A 22,777-nucleotide genomic window follows, 5' to 3' on the forward strand; every position below is an offset into this window, starting at 1 on the left:
CAAACGCTGAAAGTGTTGTGCTGGACGCTTTGCAAACTCAAGAGCAAAAAAACACTGACACAGTTAGCTAAATGTCTATTTTGTTCTTAAAACAGCCTGTTGATATATTATTTTATATTACAAAAGACGCTTCTGAACGGCGCAAGTAGTTACCGTTTTCCAGTTGAGTTAACTGAATCGACTTAATCAACAGAATCACCATTGAGTAAGAGTCAGAATTTTTTATTGTTCGAGCTAAATACCTCTTGGCAAAATTAATCTCAGTGTAAGCAAGATTTAATGATAAAAAAAAGGAATGCCTTAGCATTCCTTTTAGTTTTTAATACGCTACAACCACAAATATTACTGCAATAAAGAAATATCCGCTATCGCAAGAAAACTATTACGAATTTCGTTTAGTAAGGTCAAGCGATTGGTTTTAACTTGTTCATCATCAGCCATCACCATGACATGATCAAAAAAGTTATCAATGGGCTGCTTTAACGCCGCTAATTCGGTTAATGCACTTTGATAATCTTTAGTCGCCATTAATGGTGCTATTTTAGTATTAACCACTGAAAAAGCTGAGGCCAACTCTGTTTCAGCAGCTTCTGTCGCTAAATCAGCTTTAAAAGCGTTAAAAAGCTCACCTTTAAATTTAACTAAAATATTACCCACACGCTTGTTAGCGGCGGCTAACGTAGCCGCTTCACCTAAGGTTTTAAAATGTGTGACCGCATGAATACGCTTGTCAAAGTCCAATGGTGAAGACGGAGCGTTAGCTAGCACAGCTTGTATGACATCAACCGTAATATTTTGATCTTGATAATAAGCACGGTAGCGACCAAAAACAAATTCAAGTACTTGTTGAGTCACGTCTTGATTGCTTAATTTATCTTGATAAAGCTCAACACTTTTTGCTAATAAATCTGCAATATCTAAATTAAGATCTTTCTCAATGATGATACGGATCAAGCCAATAGCCGCACGGCGCAAAGCAAACGGGTCTTTATCCCCCTTAGGCGCTTGGTTAATGCCAAAGATACCGACTAAGGTATCGACTTTATCAGCAATAGCAACAGCGCAACCTATGGTTTGTTCAGGTAATACATCACCCGCGAAACGAGGTCGATATTGATCTTCTAAAGCCTGTGCAACAGCTGCCGGTTCACCATCATGCTGAGCATAATACTTACCCATGGTGCCTTGAACTTGTGGAAATTCAAGCACCATATCTGACATTAAATCTGTTTTGCTCAGTAAACCTGCGCGATAGGCTATAGCGGTATCATCGCCAGTTTTATCCGCAACGAATGCACTTAAACTAGCAATACGTTCAGACTTAGCTTTCACTGTGCCTAATTGCTTTTGAAACAACATCGACTCTAAACCTTGCAGTCTTGACTCAAGTGATTGTTTTTTATCTGTTTTAAAGAAAAACTCAGCATCAGCTAAACGGGGTCGAATAACCTTCTCATTACCTTTAATAACCTGACTTGGATCTTTGCTATCAATATTTGATACAAAGATGAATTTATTCAATAAGTTACCTTCGCTATCAGTGACAGGAAAGTATTTTTGATGATCTTTCATCGAATAAATTAAAGGCTCAGCAGGTACATTCAAAAACTCTTTGTCGAAGCTGCCTGTTAATACTACTGGCCATTCAACTAATGAAGTCACTTCTTCTAGTAATTCGTCATCCGGTAAAACGAATCCACCAATGGCTATCGCCGCGGCATTAATTTGTTGTTGAATAGTGTCTTTACGTGCTTGATAGTCAACCACAACATGCGCTGCTTTTAGTGCATTTTCATAGTCATTGGCATGTGCTAACGCGACTAAGCCGTGATGATGAAAGCGGTGACCGGTCACTAAGTTATTAGAGCGAATGTTTAACGATTCACCGGCAATAACACTTGCACCATAAAGTAATGTTAGCGTATGCACAGGACGAATAAATTGTGTTCTACCTGAGCCCCACCGCATAGGTTTAGGTACAGGTAACTTTGCAATAGCTTGGTTAACCATGTCAGGAATTAACTGCTCAACATGTTTGCCTTGCTCAATGGTTTTGTAAAGTAACCATTCACCTTTATCTGTTACCAAACGCTCTGCTTGAGCAACAGTGATGCCATTTGAGCGCGCCCAACCTTCGGCAGCTTTACTTGCTTTACCTTCAGCATCAAAGGCTACGCTAACAGCAGGACCACGTTTTTCAATGGCTTTATCAGCTTGGTTAGCGACTAAGTTGTCAACCTTTACCGCTAAACGTCTTGGCGTCGCATACCAATAAATATCAGAATAAGAAAGTTTTGCTTCATCTATTTGTAATTTAATTTGCTCAAAGAACGTTGTAGCTAAGGTTCTCAACGACTTTGGTGGTAACTCTTCAGTACCGAGTTCAATCAATAGTGTTTCTGTTGTCATTATGACTGTCCCTTAGTTGAGTTATTATTGCTTGAGTTATCATTGGCTAAATTATTTTTACAAAGCGGAAAGCCAAGCTCTTCACGTTTGGCGTAATAGGCTTGTGCACAAGCTTTTGATAAAGCTCTTACTCTCAATATATAGCGTTGGCGTTCTGTTACCGATATGGCGTGTCGAGCATCCAGTAAGTTAAAGGCATGAGAAGCTTTCATCACTTGTTCGTACGCCGGTAAGGCTAAACCTGCTTGGATCAGTTTTTCACTGTCTTTTTCACATTGATCAAAGGTGTTAAATAAGGCATCAACGTCAGCATATTCAAAGTTATAAGTAGATTGTTCAACTTCATTTTGATGAAAGACATCGCCATAAAGTACTTTACCCATAGGACCATCAGTCCAAACCAGATCATAAATACTGTCTACGTTTTGAATATACATGGCTAAGCGTTCTAAGCCATAGGTTATTTCACCCGTAACAGGTGCACACTCTATACCGCCAACTTGTTGAAAGTAAGTGAACTGCGTAACTTCCATACCATTTAGCCAGATTTCCCAACCTAAACCCCAGGCGCCTAAGGTGGGTGATTCCCAGTTGTCTTCTACAAAGCGAATATCGTGCACGAGTGGATCAATACCCATCTCTTTTAACGAGTCAAGGTAAAGCTCTTGAATATTATCTGGAGAAGGCTTTAACATGACTTGAAATTGATAGTAGTGTTGTAGGCGATTTGGATTTTCACCGTAGCGACCATCGGTTGGACGTCGACATGGTTGCACATAAGCACTACTCATTGGCTCAGGACCAATAGAACGTAAAAATGTCATCGGGTGAAATGTGCCGGCCCCAACTTCTAAATCTAATGGCTGAACTATTACACAGCCTTGGCGTGACCAATAATCTTGCAACTGCAATATTAGTCCTTGAAAGGTCTTTATATTAAACGTACTCATAACATTCCGAATCTATAGTTATATGGGATTAAATAAGGCTAATTATACCGTTTGTCGCTTTATTAGCCTAGTGTGCTTATCGCAATTTAATTAATTAAGTGATCTAAGTTTTCATCAAGAAAAATGGCTAAAGACAAGGTATAAAATTTATCAGTCATTAACTGATAAATTTACAACACTGTATTTTTTCATTTTAAGCATTAAGGATCAGCAGATAATTAGTCAATGGTATTACTAAATGTTAGCACTAGATATTAGCTATTTTTTATCTATAAATACCTGCTTAGAAACAAAAATGCCCGATCATCAAATCGGGCATTATTATCTCTACAGTTTAAAGGCTAAACATCTAGGTTAGCTACTTTAAGCGCGTTTTCTTCAATGAAGTGTCTACGCGGTTCAACATGATCACCCATCAGGGTGGTAAACAATTGATCAGCTGCAATAGCGTCTTCAATAGTTACCTGTAACATTCTACGTGAATCTGGATCCATGGTAGTTTCCCATAATTGATTGGGATTCATTTCACCTAGACCTTTATAACGTTGAATATATTGACCACGTTTAGATTCAGCCATTAACCAATTTAATGCTTCATCAAACTCAGTTATTTGCTTAATTTTTTCGCCACGTTTAACGTAAGCACCTTCTTCCATTAAGCCATTCACTGCTTTATTTAGACTTTGAATTGAGGCAAATTCTTTTGAGTCAAAAAATTCATAGTCACAATCATAAACCGTATCAATACCATGTTTACGAACATTAAAGCTTGGGTAATAAACATGGCGTTCTTGATCATGCTTAACTTCAACCGTATAGATAGAGCCATTACCATCTTGCTCAGAAAGCTGTTTTAGTAGATCAGCGGTCCAAGATTCAACGTTGGCTTTAGTTTTGAATTCTTCAGTGGTAATTAATTCACCGTAGATCATCTTTTCTAGAATATCAGCAGGAATTAAACGCGATACGCGCTTAATAGTTTCGTGAGTTTTACGGAACTGTTTTACTAAATTTTCTAATGATAAGCCTGATAAGGCCGGTGCAGATTCATTAACATGAATTTCTGCATTCTCTAATGCCAGTGATGTTAAATACTCAACTAAGCCATTTTCATCTTTTATGTAACGTTCTTGCTTACCTTTTTTCACTTTATAAAGTGGCGGTTGAGCAATATAAATATAGCCACGTTCCATTATTTCAGGCATTTGACGATAGAAAAATGTCAGTAATAATGTTCGTATGTGTGAACCATCGACATCAGCATCGGTCATAATGATAATACTGTGATAACGCAGTTTTTCTGGGTTATATTCATCGCGACCAATACCACAACCTAACGCTGTGATTAACGTGCCAACTTCTTGAGAAGATATCATTTTATCAAAACGCGCTTTTTCTACGTTAAGAATTTTACCTTTCAATGGCAATATAGCCTGATTTTTGCGATTTCTTCCCTGCTTAGCAGAGCCGCCAGCAGAGTCCCCTTCCACAATATATAGTTCAGATAGCGCTGGATCTTTTTCCTGACAATCAGCTAACTTACCCGGTAAACCTGCAATATCTAACACCCCTTTGCGGCGAGTCATTTCTCTTGCTTTACGCGCTGCTTCACGAGCACGAGCTGCATCAACAATTTTCATTATGATAGTGCGAGCAACCGAAGGCTTTTCTAATAGGTATTCACCTAATTTTTCGCCCATAGCTTGTTCTACTGCAGTTTTAACTTCAGATGAAACAAGCTTATCTTTTGTTTGAGAAGAGAACTTAGGATCAGGTACTTTAACTGAAATTACCGCAGTTAAGCCTTCACGAGCGTCGTCACCAGAGGCACTGGTTTCAGTACTGCCACCTTTTTTAGTTTTGTTTAAACCTTCTTTAACCATGTAGCTATTAAGCGTACGGGTTAATGCGGTACGAAAACCACTTAAGTGAGTACCACCGTCGCGTTGTGGAATGTTATTAGTGAAACAATGAATGCTTTCTTGGAAGCCATCGTTCCACTGCATTGCCACTTCAACTACAATGCCATCTTCTCGTTCTAAATCGAAGTAGAAAATTTCTTCATTAACTGGCGTTTTATTGGTATTTAAATAATCAACAAAGGCTTGAATACCACCATCAAATTGAAAGTGATCTGACTTACCTTCTTCACGTTCATCAATAAGTCTAATTGATACACCTGAATTCAAAAATGATAATTCACGAATTCTTTTTACCAGTAGGTCATAGTGAAATAGCACATCGGTGAAGGTCTCTTCACTTGGCCAAAATCTGACTTCTGTCCCGGTTTTATCACTTTCGCCAACCTGTTTCATTGGCTCTTGTGGTATGCCGTGGTGATAAAATTGTTCGAATAATTTACCTGCTCGGCGAATATTTAGTTTCAATTTACTACTGAGGGCATTTACTACTGAAATACCAACACCGTGTAAACCACCCGAAACTTTATAACCTGAGTCTTCACCACCGAACTTACCACCAGCATGCAATACTGTCATGATAACTTCAGCGGCAGAAATACCCTCTTCTGGATGAATTTCTGTTGGAATTCCACGACCGTCATCCTTTACAGATACCGAGCCGTCTATGTGAATTTTAACAATAATATCAGTACAGTGACCTGCAAGAGCTTCATCAATTGAGTTATCCAACACCTCAAATACCATGTGATGAAGGCCTGTGCCATCATCGGTATCACCTATATACATCCCTGGTCTTTTACGAACTGCATCTAAGCCTTTTAGTACTTTTATACTAGCCGAGTCATATTCATTTTCTATTGTCATAGCTTGTAGCCTACTCACTCATTACTGATAGTTTGCCATGTTTCACGTGAAACATTTTATAGTTTTCTTTCTGTGGAACGAGTTGTTCCACTGCTGTTTTATCTATTGCGGTTACAATTACCTGACATTCAATTCCTGCTATTGCATTATTTAATAACGCTCTAGAGTGAATGTCTAATTCTGCACCTACATCATCAATTAATAAAATTGGTTTTACTAGATTAACTCTTTCGATTAGTTTTGCTTGAGCAAAAGTTAACGCCAGTAAAAACAACTTCTGTTGTCCACGTGACAATTGGTTATCGACTGATGCACCTCTTAATAAAAAACGGACATCAAATTTTTGTGCGCCAAATAAGCTATAACCATAAGCTAATTCTTTTTCTTTATATTGTTGTAAAACATCGTACAAATTTTTCTTACTATTCCAGCCTTGTAAATATTGAATAACAATATCGTCTGACACTGAAGGTAACATTATTTTCAACCAATAACTTAATTCTTTAGTCAGCTCCTCAACATAACTGGCTCGTAGATTAGCTATTATTTGCGAGCTATCAATAAAGACATCTGTCCAATAGCTTAACGTGCTACCCGAAGTTTTACTGCGTAAACAGGCATTACGCTGTTTAAGGATTCGTGAAAATTCTCTCCAATGATCTGAAAATGAATGTTTCACGTGAAACAATCCTAAATCAACAAACCTTCTTCTCTGCTTTGGGCCACCAAAAAATATTTTAAAACTTTCTGGCGTGATCACTTGCACAGCGATATTTTTTGCCAGCACAGAAAACTTTGTTTCTTTTTGACCATTTATACGTATTTCAGTATTCGCTGTACTTTGTCCATTAAAGAGTTTTCGTACACCCATCTGGCAATCTTTATGAGTTTTAGCGCTGACGGTAAAACTAGGCTTAGTATGCTGAAGTAAGTTTTCCACTTTTGAGCTACGAAATGACTTGCCGTGCCCCAAATAGAAAATAGCCTCTAATACACTACTTTTACCGCTACCATTATCACCAATAATAAAATTGAGATCTGGATGTAATTCAACCGATACACTTTCAATATTTCGTAAATCTTGAATAATTAATTTACCAATACTCATTATAATAGGTCGTTGTTATAAACGCATTGGCATAACAACATACAAAGCTTCTCCAGATTCTCCACCTTCAATAACCACACTACTGTTAGCATCAGCTAAGGTAAATTTAACATCATTTTCTTTAATAGCATTGAGTACGTCTAAAACATAGCTAACGTTAAAACCGATTTCAACTTCCTCATAAGGAAAGTCAATTTCAATCACCTCTTCAGCTTGTTCTTGCTCAGGGTTGTTCGCGGTTATCTTTAATTCGGTACGGCCAAAGTTAAGACGAACGCCTTTGAATTTTTCGTTAGATAAAATCGAAGCACGAGACAATACCTGTCTAAGTACGTCTTTGTTGGCATTAAGAATTTTATCGCCGTTACGTGGTAATACCCGACGGTAATCAGGAAAACGACCATCGACCAGTTTACTGGTAAATGAAAATTCGCTATCAATAATGCGTATGTGATTAGAGCCTAGAAAAACCTGCACACCTTCATCAACTGGGTCGAGTAAACGAATAATCTCTAAAATACCTTTGCGCGGTACAATCACTTGTCGAGCAGGGAGTTCAAGCGCTTGATTAGATATTTTGCAGATAGCTAAACGGTGTCCGTCGGTAGCAACAGAGCGTATTTCGTGACCTTCTGTTTCTATCGACATACCATTGAGATAATAGCGCACGTCTTGGTTTGCCATTGAAAAATGGGTGCTTTCAATTAAGCGTAATAATTCAGACTTTAATAAACTAAATTCTACGTCACCTTGCCATTGTTCAATATTAGGAAAATCAGTGGCTGGTAAGGTTGAAAGTGAATACTTACTACGACCTGTGCTAATTTTTATCACATCGTTATCAGATTCAAAGGTCAGCATAGAATCATCGGGTAAGCTTTTACAAATATCAAGTAACTTACGAGCAGGAATGGTGACTTTTCCATCCTCTGCGTGATTATCTACACTGGCATAAGCTACCATCTCCAGCTCTAAATCAGTAGCTGTTAATGTAAGTGACTGCCCACTTACATCAAAAAGTATATTACCTAAAATAGGTAGTGTACTTTTTCGCTCTACAGCACCAGAAACCAATAACAAAGGTTTCAGCAGTAATTCCCTACTCAATGAAAATTTCATTTCTGACTCACTTGTAACTTACTTATTATTATGATGACAATGTTCTGGTTAAATTTGAATAGTCTTCTTTAATATCGTGAGACTCTTCACGTAAAGATTTTACCTTACGACAGGCATGTAATACAGTCGTATGGTCACGACCACCGAAGGCATCACCAATTTCAGGTAAACTATGGTTAGTTAACTCTTTAGATAATGCCATGGCAATTTGACGCGGTCTAGCTACTGAGCGATTTCTGCGTTTAGACAGTAAATCTGCCACCTTAATCTTATAATATTCTGCAACCGTGCGCTGGATGTTATCAATAGTGACTAGCTTGTCTTGTAAAGCTAATAAGTCGCGCAAAGCTTCTCTAACAAAATCAATCGTGATGGCTCGCCCCGTAAAGTTAGCGTTTGCTATTACCCTATTCAAAGCGCCTTCTAATTCACGAACATTTGAGCGCAAGCGTTTAGCAATAAAGAAGGCAACTTCGTCAGCTAAATTGATATGACTTTCTTGTGCTTTGCGTTTTAATATGGCGACACGAGTTTCTAATTCTGGTGGTTCAATGGCGATGGTTAATCCCCAACCAAAGCGAGATTTCAAACGATCTTCAACATCCACTTCTTTTGGATAGCGATCACTGGTCAAAATGATTTGTTGATTGCCTTCAAGTAAGGCATTAAAAGTATGAAAAAACTCTTCTTGCGTACGATCTTTACCGGCAAAGAATTGAATATCATCAATAAGCAAGGCATCAACTGAACGGTAATATTGTTTAAATTTTTCCATCGCGTTGTTTTGTAACGCTCGCACCATATCTTGCACAAACCGCTCTGAATGCATGTAGGCAATTTTTGCATTGGGTTTATTAAGTAAAATACCATTACCGACTGCATGTAATAAATGTGTTTTACCTAGGCCAGTACCACCATAAATAAATAAAGGGTTGTAAGCTGCGCCTGGATTATCAGCCACTTGTGACGCCGCAGCGCGGGCCAATTGATTTGACTTACCTTCAACAAAATTATCAAAGGTGTATTTAACTCTGATATTGGTTGTTTTTGGTAAATTACTTTCTGGTGGTGGAGTATCTCGATTTGGCGTTCTAATATTGGGTTGCAATTGGTTAATACTATTTGGAATATTAGTCTTTTGTGCTGGGATACTACCCACATCAAAACGCAATAATGGTGGGTTTGCACTGTCTTGCATCCCCACAAGTTCATTAATGCGATTAACATACTTGTCTCTAACCCAGTCCAAAACAAATCGATTTGGCGCATATAACGTCATAATATTGTCTGTGATCACGCACTGTAGTGGACGTATCCACATACTAAATTGTTGTGCGGGCAATTCTTCTTGAAGAACAGACAAACATTTTTGCCAAAGTGTATGATCCAACAACCGACTCCTGATAAATACTATTCGCCCTGCGTTTAATAACCAATAAAATGGCCGATAAAAATACAGAAAAGTAAAAAAAATTAATTTTTATAATTAGCCTATTATCTCTATAGTTATCCACAACATCAATATTGACTTTTCAATAAATGGCTTTTATTTTCAGTTATTTTTAGTAAACTCAGTTAAATTAGGCTCCCTGCCTATTTTTAATCGCAAATTAGTGTTAAAAAATATTTCAATATACTATTTAATTATTACTGAATATGGCCGAGTTACTTGCTGCGAAAAAGCTAAATTGTGATAAAACTGTGGATATATTTGTGATCCGGACGATCCATAGACGATCATTTGAAAATAGCTAGTGAATAAGCATTGACAAAGTATAGTTCTCTATATAGAATTTCGCTTCATTTTTAGACCCAGTGTGCTCATGAAGGCTGTTTTGCCAGGGCAACAACAACAGACGGATTAGCGTAATGAAAAGAACATTTCAACCTAGTGTATTAAAACGTAAGCGCAACCATGGCTTCCGTGCTCGTATGGCTACGAAAAACGGACGTGCTGTAATTTCACGTCGTCGTGCTAAAGGCCGTAAAAGCCTTAGTGCTTAATCTTCTAACTTGAAACTTAAGTTAAAAGAACAGTGACCGCTATGGTTACTTATGAATTTAATCGGGAGTCACGTTTGTTGACTCCCGGTCATTTTCAAGCTGTATTCGCAAAACCTCTTCGTTTTGGCTCTAGCCACATCACCATACTCGTCACTCCAAATTCTGATAATAATAACCGTCTCGGTCTAGCCATTGCTAAAAAGCGGGTGAAACTAGCTGTTCAACGAAATCGTATCAAACGACAAATTCGCGAGAGCTTCCGTTTAAATCAACATAACCTTCCCTTTGTTGATATAGTCGTTATGGTAAAATCTGGCACTGACAAGCTCGAAAATAAAGAAATTAATCAGCAATTGGAAAAAATATGGCGAAAAATAATTCAACGCCACAAAAAGTAGCTATTACACTAGTAAAAGCCTACCAGCGCTGGCTTAGCCCATTGCTTGGACCCCATTGTAGATTTAATCCAACATGCTCTTTTTACGCGATAGAAGCAATTAATCGCTTTGGTGTGATAAAAGGTTGTTGGTTAGCAAGCAAACGTATACTAAGATGCCACCCACTTAATGCGGGAGGACTTGATCCCGTGCCACTATCAAAAAAAGAGAAATAAGACATTATGGAATCCCAACGCAGTTTTCTTTTTATTGCGCTTATGGTTGTTACCTATTTGCTATTTAACCAATGGCAAACAGACAAAGCTCCAATTCTTGAGCAACCAGCAGTAACTCAACAAACAACGCCAAGTACTAGTAACGGCGAATTTGTTCCTGAGTCATCAGCTACAGCAACGTCTATCAGCAATGAAACAAAAGTAGTTAGTGCTACACTAATTACAGTAAAAAATGATGTTTTATCACTAAAAATTGATACTAACGGCGGCGACATTGTTGAAGCTAAATTACTTAAGTTCGATACCGAACAAGGTAATGGCATACCCTTTACTATATTGCGCAACGACCGTGACCGCTATGTAGCGCAAAGTGGCTTAACTGGCGCACAAGGTTTAGACCGTGTTATTCCTGGTCGACCTATTTATCAAACATCAGCGACTTCTTATCAAGCAGACGCTGGTGAGCCGCTAGTCATTGATTTAAATTATCTTGATGACGCCGGTTTGTCTGTTACTAAGCGTTTTACGCTCAATTACGACAGCTATGCCATTAATGTTGAATATATCATTGCCAATAACGCGACAAGCCCTGCAAGCGTACAAATGTATGCACAACTAAAGCAAACCACTTTAATTGATAGCTCAAGCGGTTTAATTCCGACTTATGTCGGTGCGGCCTATTCAACAACTGAAGATATATACGAAAAATATGACTTTGATGATATCGCTGAAGCCAACCTGAGTGTTACAACTCAAGGTGGTTGGGTTGCTATGTTGCAACACTATTTTGTATCATCTTGGGTACCAGAAAAAACTTCAGATAATCAATTATATACTAGATACTCTAGTAACAAAGACGCAGTGATCGGCTTTAAAGCTCCGGCAATAACGATTGAGCCTAACAGCACAGCAACCACATCAGCGACTTTTTATGTCGGTCCAAAAGACCAAGATGTATTAGAAAGTATTGAACAAAACCTTGATCTAACAATTGATTACGGATTTTTATTCATGATCAGCCAACCATTATTCTGGTTGCTTATCAAAATTCAATCTATTGTAACTAACTGGGGTGTAGCGATTATTATCATTACCCTTATCGTTAAAGGTGGTATGTATCCATTAACGAAAGCGCAATATACCTCAATGGCTAAGATGCGGGCACTACAACCTAAAATGGCGCAGCTAAAAGAGCGTTTAGGTGATGATAAACAAAAAATGTCACAAGCCATGATGGAACTTTATCGTAAAGAAAAAGTAAATCCTGCTGGTGGTTGTTTACCCTTAATTATTCAAATGCCTATTTTCCTAGCACTATACTGGGTATTTTTGGAAAGTGTTGAATTACGTCATGCACCCTTTATGTTGTGGATACAGGATCTATCAGCACAAGACCCGTTTTACATTTTGCCAGTATTAATGGGTGTCAGTATGTTCATTATGCAAAAAATGCAGCCAATGACAGTGCAAGATCCTATGCAACAAAAAATAATGCAATATATGCCAGTGATGTTTACGGTATTCTTTTTCTGGTTCCCATCTGGCTTAGTACTTTACTGGTTGGTCAGTAACCTTATTTCAATTGCACAAATGAAGATAATATTCTCGGGCATCGAAAAGGCCAAAGAGAAAGAAAAAGCCAAATAAGGTTATTTTTTATCGACTAAAAAGGTAGCTCAGGCTACCTTTTTTTATAACTTAAATTTGAGGTTATTAAACTTTGCTTGAATATTTTGCAAAAAAATAATCAACGAGGATATAGTTAAGGCAGTTTCATTCATTATCTAATCTACTTTAAAGCTAAGTAAAACAGCCAAATACAAGAGGTGTTGTGATATTCATCTTTTTTATCAAAAAATAAAGTATCTATGAATGACAGCGCTCAAAATGGCTTTAGTTTTCCTTACATTTAACCTTAAAATAGTGAACTTAGTTATCCCTGCTTCTTCTCTCATTGGTTCCTGCCTGTAAAAATAAACACCGAAAACACTAATGCCGACTGTAGCAAACAAGATACGACAAAGATAACTAACATTAACTAGCGACTATTCACCAATACCAAGACTCATATCAAGCGCTTATGCCATTCAAAGCAGAATAAATTACACAATAGCTCAGAGTACATTTGCAGCCGGTAATTAAGGCTTTATAATATCGCCCATTAAAGCCTAAACCGTTAACTGAGAAACTAACATGACCGACCTAGCTTTTACATCAGGCCAAAAAGAAACCATAGCAGCACAAGCTACAGCTCCAGGCAGAGGTGGTGTTGGTATCATCAGGGTTTCAGGGCCTGAAGTTAAAAATGTCGCTCAAGCCATATTAGGTAAAGTGCCTGAATTGCGCAAAGCCGAATATTTAACCTTTAAAGATCATAAAGGCCGAGCACTAGACCAAGGCATAGCACTCTATTTTAAAGGCCCTAACTCCTTTACCGGTGAAGATATTTTAGAACTACAGGGCCACGGAGGTCCGGTTATTTTAGATATGTTGCTCAAAGAGATTTTAACGCTACCTAAGGTACGCATGGCCGGCCCTGGTGAGTTTAGTGAACAGGCGTTTCTTAATGATAAACTTGATTTAACCCAAGCAGAAGCTATAGCCGATTTAATTAACTCAAGCTCAGAACAAGCAGCACGCTGTGCTTTACATTCGTTACAAGGCGATTTTTCTAAACTGGTCCATCAAATGGTAAAAGACACTATACATTTACGCATGTATGTGGAAGCCGCGATAGACTTTCCAGAAGAAGAAATAGATTTTCTTGCCGACGTGAAAGTGCTCAACGACTTAAAGGCCATCATTAGCCAAGTCGCAGAAGTAAAGAATAAAGCCCAACAAGGCAGTATTATTCGTGAAGGCATGCGGGTGGTTATTGCCGGTCGACCTAACGCCGGTAAGTCAAGCTTACTTAATGCCCTTAGTGGTAAAGAAAGTGCCATAGTCACTGACATTGAAGGCACCACGCGTGATGTATTATCTGAGCAAATCCACATCGATGGCATGCCACTGCATATTATTGATACCGCAGGGTTAAGAGAAAGTGTCGATGAAGTAGAGAAAATAGGTATTGAAAGGGCTTGGCAGGAGATCAAACAAGCAGACCGTGTCTTACTAATGATTGACTCTGCACAGGATGAAACCGAGGATCCAAAAGCAGCTTGGCCAGAGTTTTTTGAAAAGTTACCCATTAATATCGGCTTAACTATTATTAGAAACAAAGCTGATATTAGCCAAGCAAAAACCGGTTACAGTGAACTCAATGCCACACCGACAATAACCTTGTCGGCTAAAACAGGTGCAGGCGTTACAGAGCTAACTGAGCACCTAAAACATATCATGGGTTACCAAGGTAGCACCGAAGGAGGTTTTATGGCCAGACGACGTCACTTGGTCGCTCTTGAACAAGCCCACCAGCATTTAATTATTGGCTTAGAGCAACTTGAATCCTATGTAGCTGGTGAAATTTTGGCTGAGGAACTACGTTTTTGTCAGCAAGAACTCAATAAAATCACCGGTGAATTTACCAATGACGATCTATTAAGTGAAATATTTTCATCCTTTTGTATTGGTAAATAAAAAAAATAATATGGTGCTAAATTACAGAGAATTAAAGCAAATTAATTTAGCACTATATTTTAAAATAAGCTTTATATTCAACAATTTATGGAGCAAAAATCAAAGACTTTTTATTACAAGGAAAGGAAAAGGAGCCGATAGACGAGCTAAGTTTTATCAGGGAGATCCTATAGTAATAACAAGAGAGATAATGAATATTTGTCAGCTTAATAAGATGGGTACTAAACGCATAATTAGAGTAAATCGCACTTTATAAATCAAATAACGATCTCGGTAATAATATCGATATAACTGTCTATCATTAATTCCCGTATAGGGTTTAAGATAGGCAGACTATAAACCAGCAGACAAAGCGCTTAAATCATAGTAACCCTTAAGGCCAAATAAAGACAAATAAAGATAGCCAAATTTACTTGATAAACCTCACAGTGGATAATATAAACTTTAGCCTTAGTTAATGAAAAATAATCAATTATTATAGGTTAATCAATCGCCATTACATCTAAATCTTCAACAAAATAATAGCCATTAACAATCTCAATTTTATTACACCTATGCGATGGTTGCTTAGAGCCTAATGTTTTTACATTTTTACATTTTAAGCGCTAACTTTTAGCACCATATAACTTTATATATTTTTCTCCCTCTAACGCTAATATTTCTAAATACTCGACAGGTAGTTTATCGTCCAGCATTTTTAGTGGCAATGCCCATGCTTGAGTTCTTTGTTCGTTGGCAACAGTAAGCCACCCGTAACTTTTAGTTAAATCTTGTTTTGTACCTTGTGCATTTAAATACATAGTACCAACAATATACTGCGCAGTTTTATCGCCTCTTTTAGCAAATATTTCAAGCTTAAGTAAAGCTTCATTATAATCGTTGACTTGATATAACCTGATAGCCGTTTTCAATTCTTTGTTATAACTAATAATATCAAGTACCTTCTCTGAGGAGAAAGCATGACTGAAAAATGAGATAGAGAGTATGATTGTGGTAATAATTAAATAACTAATAGGTCTATTCATCTTAATTCCAAAGCAAATTTTGTATTGAATTAAGAATAACTATTTTGATATTTCAATGTTTTTTCAATTGTAATAATGTGTTACTTGTAACTTTATAATATAAAAAACATATAAAAAATTTAATCTAAAACAAGATAAAATACTTAAATAGGAAGAGTAAATGAGCTCATTTCAAGTCATCGTTGGTAGTATGTTAGGCGGCTCAGAATATGTCGCAGAGGCCTGTGAAGAAACATTAACTGCGCTTGGTCATCAAGTTGAACTACATTTTCAACCAGATTTTGCGCAAATATTAAGCGAAAAACAAACTTGGTTAATTTGTACCTCAACACATGGTGCTGGCGACTATCCCGATAATATTCAAGCATTCGTGACAGATCTTGAAAATAGCGATCAAGATCTATCCTCAGTTAAATTTCTAACGATCGGTCTGGGTGATTCAAATTATGATACCTTTTGCTACGCAGCAAAAAATATCAATAAACTACTATTATCAATAGGTTGCAATGAAATAATACCTTTGATCACATTAGATATGAGTCAAGATATAGATCCAGAAGAACGATCTCAAACTTGGTTATTTGAAAACAAAGATCATTTATAACCAACTTACCCATAAGTTATTAACAATTATAGCCCTACAAAAACACCATTGTGGATAACTCTGGGTAAAAGCTATTAATTTTCTATTATTATTCAGTGTATAGAAATGAAATTAAATCACCCTGTGGATAAGTAGCTGTTTTGATCAGAGCTTATAACTGACTTGATCAAAGCTTGATCACAAGAATACATGGGTATTAATATATTGTTTTATATGAAAAAAAATGACTTATCAACAGAAAATGGCGACCTTAATAAGTAATAATAGTAAGATCTTTAAAGAGATCTTTATATATTACTTAAGGATCAAGCTTAGATCTTTTCCTAAATTAGATCATTCCCCTGAAGCGAAAAAGGCGCTAAAATATCGCTCTTAAAAATTAAATAGCAAAAAACTAAGGTCAGTAATTTATGTGGTATCAAGAGTCTTATGACGTAATTGTTGTTGGTGGTGGTCATGCTGGAACAGAAGCGTCACTCGCAGCAGCTCGCATGGGCTGTAAAACATTATTGTTAACCCACAACATTGACACCCTTGGTCAAATGTCGTGCAACCCAGCGATAGGCGGCATTGGCAAAGGTCATTTGGTTAAAGAAATTGACGCCCTCGGTGGCATAATGGCAACTGCAGCTGACCATGCTGCAATACAATTTAGAACCTTAAATGCCAGCAAAGGCCCTGCTGTTCGGGCTACTCGGATACAAGCTGATAGAAATTTATATCGGAACTTTGTCCGAAACTATCTAGAAAACCAAGAAAATTTAACTATATTTCAACAACCCTGTGACGATCTTATTCTAGAAAATAATAAGATCGTAGGTGTTTCTACTCAAATGGGTTTGAAATTTAAAGCTAAAAGCGTTGTGCTAACCGTAGGTACTTTTCTAGCAGGCCAAATCCATATTGGTTTAAATAATTACCAAGGCGGAAGAGCCGGTGATCCCGCCAGTGTAAACCTTGCGGATCGTTTACGTGATATGCCCTTTAGAATTGATCGCTTAAAAACTGGAACACCGCCACGCTTAGATGGCAGAACTCTTGATTTTTCTGTTATGGCAGAACAACCAGGTGATGATCCTAGACCGGTATTTTCTTACATGGGCTCAGGAGAGGATCATCCAAGACAAGTTTCATGTTTTATTACCCATACTAATCAAAAAACCCATGATATTATTAGATCAGGTTTAGACCGATCACCCATGTATACCGGTGTTATTGAAGGCGTAGGACCACGTTATTGCCCATCAATTGAAGACAAAATACACCGTTTTGCTGATAAAGACAGCCATCAAATATTTGTCGAGCCTGAAGGCTTAAACACCCATGAAATTTATCCCAATGGTATTTCTACTAGCTTGCCATTTGATGTGCAAATGGATCTTGTTAGATCGATCAAAGGTTTTGAAAACGCCCATATCACCCGACCAGGTTATGCGATCGAATATGATTTTTTCGATCCTCGCGATTTAAAGCAAACGCTAGAAAGTAAATTTGTTGAAAACCTTTATTTTGCTGGCCAAATTAATGGCACTACCGGTTATGAAGAAGCCGGGGCTCAAGGGCTTGTTGCAGCAACTAATGCCGCGGCGAGAGTGCAAGGCAAAGAAGAACTCGTATTAACCCGAGATCAAGCTTACATGGGCGTGCTAATTGATGACCTAGCAACCTTAGGCACCAAAGAACCTTATCGTATGTTCACCTCACGAGCTGAGTATCGCTTATTGTTACGCGAAGATAACGCTGATATACGCCTGACAGAAAAAGGTCGTGCTTTAGGTTTGGTTGACGATCAACGTTGGCAACGATTTAATGAGAAAATGGAAAATGTTGAGCTTGAACGCCAACGTTTACGTTCGACTTGGTTACAAAAGGATCATCCAGCGGTTGATCAAGTAAATAGCTTGTTGAAGACGCCTTTAAGTCGTGAGAATAGTTTAGAGGATCTGCTTCGACGTCCAGAAGTTCGCTATGACGATCTAGTCGCTATTGAAGGTTTAGGACCTAAACTCGCAGACAAACAAGCTGCAGAGCAAATTGAAATTCAAATAAAGTATGCCGGTTATATTGACCGACAACTGGATGAAATAGCGAAAAAGAAACGCCATGAAAACACGTTAATCCCAAGAGACTACGATTTTAGCCAAATATCAGGCTTGTCAAATGAGGTTGTTGCTAAGCTTTCAGATGCGCGCCCTGAAACTATTGGTAAAGCATCGCGTATTTCTGGTATTACTCCAGCAGCAATTTCGTTATTATTGGTTTATCTGAAAAAACATGGCTTATTACGCAAAAGTGCTTAAATAGTCAGCATAAACGAAAGATTCAACCTTATGACATTATCTGACCAACTTGTTGCTCTGATCAAGGAAACCTCACTTGAGGTTTCAACAGAGCAAATTTCTTTACTTATCCAGTACGTTGAATTATTAAACAAATGGAATAATGCCTACAATCTAACCTCAGTACGCGATCCTAAAGATATGATGATAAAACATATCATGGATAGTTTAATGGTGGGTCCGCACCTTAAAGGTCAGTCATTTATTGATGTTGGCACTGGACCAGGTTTACCCGGTATTCCGCTTGCTATCTTGTATCCTGAGCGTAATTTTGTATTATTAGACAGTTTAGGCAAAAGAATTACCTTTTTAAGGCAAGTCGTTTTCCAATTAAAGCTTAATAATGTCACACCGGTTAAATCACGTGTTGAACAATATCATCCAGAGCAACCTTTTGATGGCGTATTAAGTCGAGCATTTTCATCATTAAACGATATGGTAACTTGGTGTGAACATTTAGTCAGTGTTGATCACGGCCGATTCTTAGCATTGAAAGGTATTTATCCTAGTGATGAAATAGCGGCTTTACCAATTAATATAGCGGTTGCCAATAGTTATGCTATTGCCGTTCCTCAATTAGACGGCGAACGCCATTTGATTGAATTAGTTAAATCATAATTCATAATAAACTTGAGCAGAAAAGTATTGAGGATCCTGTGGGAAAAATAATTGCGGTTGCAAATCAAAAAGGTGGTGTTGGTAAAACGACAACCTCGGTCAATCTTGCTGCTTCACTGGCGGCAACTAAACGTAAAGTTTTACTGGTCGATCTTGATCCCCAAGGTAACGCTACTATGGGTAGCGGTATAGATAAATATGAAGTTCCAGCAACATGCTACGAATTACTGATCGAAGAGCGTCCATTTGAAGACGTCGTTTGTAGAAATACAGCGGGTATTTATGATCTTATTGCCGCAAATAGTGATGTAACTGCGGCTGAAATCAGATTAATGGAGGTTTATTCTCGAGAGCATCGTCTGAAAAATGCTTTATCAAAAGTAAGTCAAGACTACGATTATATTATTATTGACTGTCCACCGTCATTAAATATGTTGACGGTTAACGCCATGACCGCTGCAGACTCAGTGTTAGTGCCGATGCAATGTGAGTATTACGCTTTAGAAGGTTTAACCGCTTTAATGGATACCATTTCACAACTAACGTCAGTGGTTAATAGTAAACTCCATATTGAAGGTATTTTACGTACTATGTACGACCCTCGTAACCGTTTAGCGAATGATGTTTCTGAGCAATTAAAGCGCCATTTCGGTGATAAAGTTTATCGTACTGTTATTCCACGTAATGTGCGCCTAGCAGAAGCACCCAGTTTTGGTGCTCCAGTGATGTACTACGATAAATCATCTACAGGTGCAAAAGCTTATCTTGCCTTGGCGGGTGAAATACTACGTCGTGCAGAACCGAAAAAAACCTCTACACCGCAAGTCACTACAGAAGAATAATAAGGAATATTATGAGTCAAACTAAACGCAGAGGTCTAGGTCGCGGTCTTGATGCCTTATTAACAAAACCATCAGCAGATTTAACCGGTAATCTAGGTGATAAAACAGATACGCCCAGTAAAAATGCAGAATTACATAATTTACCAATAGAGCAATTGCATCCTGGCAAGTATCAACCGCGCAAAGATATGTCGGCAGAAGCCTTAGATGACTTGGCAAACTCCATTAAATCGCAAGGTATTATTCAGCCTATTATTGTCCGGCCAGTCAGCGAGCACAGTTATGAAATTATAGCCGGTGAACGTCGTTGGCGTGCCGCTCAAATAGCAGCATTAGATACCGTACCTTGTTTAATAAAACATGTGCCCGATGAAGCGGCAGTGGCGATTGCTTTAATAGAAAATATTCAACGTGAAGACTTAAATGCGATGGAAGAAGCTATCGCATTAGAACGATTGCTGATTGAATTTGAATTGACCCATCAAGAAGTTGCCGATGCGGTTGGCAAGTCAAGAACGGCGGTAAGTAACTTATTACGCTTAAATAATCTTAACAGTGAAGTTAAAACCTTGCTTGAGCATGGCGATATCGAGATGGGCCATGCCAGAGCACTATTAGCGTTAGATAATGACATTCAAACGAATACGGCACGTATTGTAGTAGCAAAAGAGTTAAACGTGCGCGAAACAGAAGCATTAATTAAAAAATTACAACAACCGGCGAAAGAAACAGTCACCAAGTCGGTAGATCCTAATACTAAGGCATTAGAGCAAAACTTATCTGAAAAATTGGGCTCGCAGGTTGCAATAAATCACAATAAACAAGGCAAAGGAAAATTAGTGATATCTTACAGTGACCTATCAGAACTTGATGGTATTGTTTCACGCTTTAATTCTTTCTAGCGCGACCTGAAAGTAAGCCGCTAAAATAGACAAGGTTTACTAACCTAGATTCAAATAATAAAAACCGTTAAATAGCCATTTTTGAGCAACTTGAAAATGGCTATTTATTTGCTGTTTGTCATTTTGCTTTTATAATTCATTAATAATGTTTTAATCTCGGATTATACCTTAGTAGTACTGGGATTATACCTTAGTCGTAATTTATTCATTTAGTGGCAAATTTTGCAGAAAATGTTACCAATGAGCGGCCTCTCTTGTTGCATTAGTGCTGTAATTCAGTATACTTGCGACGGCTTTTTAGAGATGGAAAATTATCTTTAAAAAACTGTAAGCATTACGAAAAATGTCGTAGGAGTTTCTGGTGAGTTTATTTATTCACAATGAGTTAGCTAGGCCAGGAAGAGAATTTGCTTTTAAGCAAATATTAGTCTCGATAGTCATTGTTTTGCTTTGCAGTGTAGCAACATATTTTATTTGGGGATTATCGTTTGCACACTCGGTATTAAGTGGTGGCGCAATCAGTATAATCCCTAATTTTGTCTTTGCTCATAAAGCATTTAAATATGCCGGAGCAAGATCGTCAGAAAAGGTCTTAGATGCCTTTTATAGTGGCGAAAAATTGAAAATAGTATTAACGGCCTTTTTGTTTGCGCTAGCCTTTAAATTTTTAGCGATAGAGCCCATAGCTTTTTTCAGCAGTTATTGTTTAGTAGTGGCTTTGCCGTTATTAACACCATTTTTATTTAAACTTTAATCATTGGGATCATTAATATGTCTTCAGGTGCGGAAATTACCAGCCAAGAATATATTAAACACCATCTAACCAATTTGTCTGTCGGTGAGGGTTTTATGACCGTTCACATAGATACGCTTGGTTGGTCGGTGTTTTTAGGTTTGGTATTTATCATGTTGTTTCGTTCAGTTGCCAAAAAAGCAAGTACCGGTGTACCCGGTAGATTGCAATGTGCAGTTGAAATGGTCGTTGAATTTGTTGATGACAGTGTTAAAAGTACCTTTCACGGTAAAAATCCAGTTATCGCGCCATTGGCCTTAACTATTTTTGTTTGGGTTTTATTAATGAACGCCATGGACTGGGTACCGGTGGATTTAATACCGCGTATCTTTGAGTTGTTTGGTGTTAATTACATGAAAGCCGTACCAACAACAGATCCAAACATGACCTTTGCTTTAGCGTTAGGTGTTTTTGTTCTTATCCTTTATTACTCAATTAAAGTAAAAGGTATCGGTGGATTTATTAAAGAGCTAACGACCCAGCCATTTGGTCATTGGTCACTCTACCCGGTTAACTTTATTTTAGAGATGGTTACCTTACTGGCTCGCCCGTTATCACTCGCACTTCGTTTGTTTGGTAATATGTACGCCGGTGAATTGATCTTCTTATTGATTGCGACAATTGGTGTATTCCAATTGCCAGTACACTTCTTATGGGCTGCTTTTCACTTGTTAATCATCCCATTACAAGCGTTTATTTTCATGATGCTAACGATTTTATACTTGAGTCTAGCGCACGAAGATCATTAAATTTCTTACCCCTTCGGGGGGATGAATAACAGTTTCAACCTTAGTTTTTAAACTTTATAACTTTACTTAAATAATCGGAGATAAATATGTTATATATCGCTGTTGCTTTATTAATCGGTCTAGGTGCTCTTGGTACTGCGATTGGTTTTGGTTTACTTGGTGGCAAATTTTTAGAGTCTGCTGCACGTCAACCTGAATTAGCACCTCAACTTCAAGTTAAAATGTTCATCGTTGCAGGTCTTATCGATGCTATTGCTATGATCGGTGTTGCTATCGGCTTATACCTATTATTCGCAGTTGGTGTTCCAGCTTAATTTATAACGCGAATTTTAATAGG

The 22,777-nt window shown here is 37.8% G+C and carries 20 protein-coding genes; 13 read left to right on the plus strand and 7 right to left on the minus strand.

What is annotated here, in order from left to right:
• Window positions 1-342 precede the first annotated feature (342 nt).
• From glyS to dnaA, 6 genes are all read right to left on the minus strand, one after another.
• Window positions 343-2,409: a glycine--tRNA ligase subunit beta gene (glyS, locus tag H4J41_RS15340; RefSeq protein WP_182136204.1), complete on the minus strand. Its 2,067-nt coding sequence runs from the start codon at window positions 2,407-2,409 to the stop codon at window positions 343-345.
• A complete protein-coding gene (gene glyQ / locus H4J41_RS15345) occupies window positions 2,409-3,359 on the minus strand; it encodes a glycine--tRNA ligase subunit alpha (protein ID WP_182136205.1) in 951 nt (316 codons plus the stop codon). Before glyQ ends, glyS begins: the two co-directional genes overlap by 1 nt.
• A 341-nt stretch (window positions 3,360-3,700) precedes the next feature.
• Window positions 3,701-6,145, minus strand: a complete 2,445-nt coding sequence (gyrB, locus tag H4J41_RS15350; RefSeq protein WP_220460986.1) for a DNA topoisomerase (ATP-hydrolyzing) subunit B — start codon at window positions 6,143-6,145, stop codon at window positions 3,701-3,703.
• Between the two features lie 10 nt (window positions 6,146-6,155).
• Window positions 6,156-7,253 carry a DNA replication/repair protein RecF gene (gene recF, locus H4J41_RS15355; RefSeq protein ID WP_182136206.1) on the minus strand — a complete coding sequence of 366 codons (1,098 nt, stop codon included), beginning with the start codon at window positions 7,251-7,253 and terminating at the stop codon, window positions 6,156-6,158.
• Between the two features lie 15 nt (window positions 7,254-7,268).
• Window positions 7,269-8,372 carry a DNA polymerase III subunit beta gene (dnaN, locus tag H4J41_RS15360; RefSeq protein WP_182136207.1) on the minus strand — a complete coding sequence of 368 codons (1,104 nt, stop codon included), beginning with the start codon at window positions 8,370-8,372 and terminating at the stop codon, window positions 7,269-7,271.
• Between the two features lie 28 nt (window positions 8,373-8,400).
• Complete coding sequence (gene dnaA / locus H4J41_RS15365; protein ID WP_182136208.1) at window positions 8,401-9,762, minus strand: chromosomal replication initiator protein DnaA; 1,362 nt, start codon at window positions 9,760-9,762, stop codon at window positions 8,401-8,403.
• A gap of 479 nt (window positions 9,763-10,241) precedes the next feature.
• Here dnaA and rpmH point away from each other — a divergent pair, with 479 nt between their 5' ends.
• The 5 genes from rpmH (at window position 10,242) to mnmE (ending at window position 14,568) form a co-directional block, all read left to right on the plus strand.
• The gene (rpmH, locus tag H4J41_RS15370) at window positions 10,242-10,376 is read left to right on the plus strand and encodes a 50S ribosomal protein L34 (protein ID WP_070375296.1); all 135 of its coding nucleotides are present in this window, start codon (window positions 10,242-10,244) and stop codon (window positions 10,374-10,376) included.
• 74 nt (window positions 10,377-10,450) lie between these two features.
• On the plus strand, window positions 10,451-10,774 hold the full coding sequence (gene rnpA, locus H4J41_RS15375; protein WP_404842458.1) for a ribonuclease P protein component: 324 nt from the start codon (window positions 10,451-10,453) through the stop codon (window positions 10,772-10,774).
• Complete coding sequence (gene yidD, locus H4J41_RS15380; RefSeq protein ID WP_182136210.1) at window positions 10,741-10,989, plus strand: membrane protein insertion efficiency factor YidD; 249 nt, start codon at window positions 10,741-10,743, stop codon at window positions 10,987-10,989. The genes rnpA and yidD overlap by 34 nt, the downstream gene beginning before the upstream one ends.
• Before the next feature lie 6 nt (window positions 10,990-10,995).
• The gene (yidC, locus tag H4J41_RS15385) at window positions 10,996-12,636 is read left to right on the plus strand and encodes a membrane protein insertase YidC (protein WP_182136211.1); all 1,641 of its coding nucleotides are present in this window, start codon (window positions 10,996-10,998) and stop codon (window positions 12,634-12,636) included.
• Window positions 12,637-13,182: 546 nt separating this feature from the next.
• The gene (gene mnmE / locus H4J41_RS15390) at window positions 13,183-14,568 is read left to right on the plus strand and encodes a tRNA uridine-5-carboxymethylaminomethyl(34) synthesis GTPase MnmE (RefSeq protein ID WP_182136212.1); all 1,386 of its coding nucleotides are present in this window, start codon (window positions 13,183-13,185) and stop codon (window positions 14,566-14,568) included.
• 605 nt (window positions 14,569-15,173) lie between these two features.
• Here mnmE and H4J41_RS15395 read toward each other — a convergent pair.
• Window positions 15,174-15,593 (minus strand): sel1 repeat family protein, encoded by a 420-nt coding sequence (locus tag H4J41_RS15395; protein ID WP_182136213.1) that lies wholly within the window; start codon window positions 15,591-15,593, stop codon window positions 15,174-15,176.
• 160 nt (window positions 15,594-15,753) lie between these two features.
• Here H4J41_RS15395 and mioC point away from each other — a divergent pair, with 160 nt between their 5' ends.
• The 8 genes from mioC (at window position 15,754) to atpE (ending at window position 22,754) form a co-directional block, all read left to right on the plus strand.
• Complete coding sequence (mioC, locus tag H4J41_RS15400) at window positions 15,754-16,197, plus strand: FMN-binding protein MioC (protein ID WP_182136214.1); 444 nt, start codon at window positions 15,754-15,756, stop codon at window positions 16,195-16,197.
• Between the two features lie 410 nt (window positions 16,198-16,607).
• Window positions 16,608-18,497 (plus strand): tRNA uridine-5-carboxymethylaminomethyl(34) synthesis enzyme MnmG, encoded by a 1,890-nt coding sequence (gene mnmG, locus H4J41_RS15405; RefSeq protein WP_182136215.1) that lies wholly within the window; start codon window positions 16,608-16,610, stop codon window positions 18,495-18,497.
• A 30-nt stretch (window positions 18,498-18,527) separates the two neighbouring features.
• Window positions 18,528-19,154 (plus strand): 16S rRNA (guanine(527)-N(7))-methyltransferase RsmG, encoded by a 627-nt coding sequence (rsmG, locus tag H4J41_RS15410; RefSeq protein WP_182136216.1) that lies wholly within the window; start codon window positions 18,528-18,530, stop codon window positions 19,152-19,154.
• A 38-nt stretch (window positions 19,155-19,192) separates the two neighbouring features.
• The gene (locus tag H4J41_RS15415; RefSeq protein WP_182136217.1) at window positions 19,193-19,996 is read left to right on the plus strand and encodes a ParA family protein; all 804 of its coding nucleotides are present in this window, start codon (window positions 19,193-19,195) and stop codon (window positions 19,994-19,996) included.
• Window positions 19,997-20,007: 11 nt separating this feature from the next.
• Window positions 20,008-20,898: a ParB/RepB/Spo0J family partition protein gene (locus tag H4J41_RS15420; protein ID WP_182136218.1), complete on the plus strand. Its 891-nt coding sequence runs from the start codon at window positions 20,008-20,010 to the stop codon at window positions 20,896-20,898.
• Window positions 20,899-21,259: 361 nt separating this feature from the next.
• Window positions 21,260-21,652, plus strand: coding sequence for an ATP synthase subunit I (locus tag H4J41_RS15425; protein ID WP_310649798.1), 393 nt, complete (start codon window positions 21,260-21,262; stop codon window positions 21,650-21,652).
• 17 nt (window positions 21,653-21,669) lie between these two features.
• Window positions 21,670-22,440, plus strand: a complete 771-nt coding sequence (atpB, locus tag H4J41_RS15430; RefSeq protein WP_182136219.1) for a F0F1 ATP synthase subunit A — start codon at window positions 21,670-21,672, stop codon at window positions 22,438-22,440.
• A gap of 86 nt (window positions 22,441-22,526) precedes the next feature.
• Entirely contained in the window at window positions 22,527-22,754 is a 228-nt protein-coding gene (gene atpE / locus H4J41_RS15435; RefSeq protein WP_077284459.1) for a F0F1 ATP synthase subunit C, read from the plus strand.
• Window positions 22,755-22,777 lie beyond the last annotated feature (23 nt).

Origin of the sequence: Colwellia sp. MB3u-45, from assembly GCF_014077005.1 — a bacterium.
Classification (GTDB): domain Bacteria; phylum Pseudomonadota; class Gammaproteobacteria; order Enterobacterales; family Alteromonadaceae; genus Cognaticolwellia.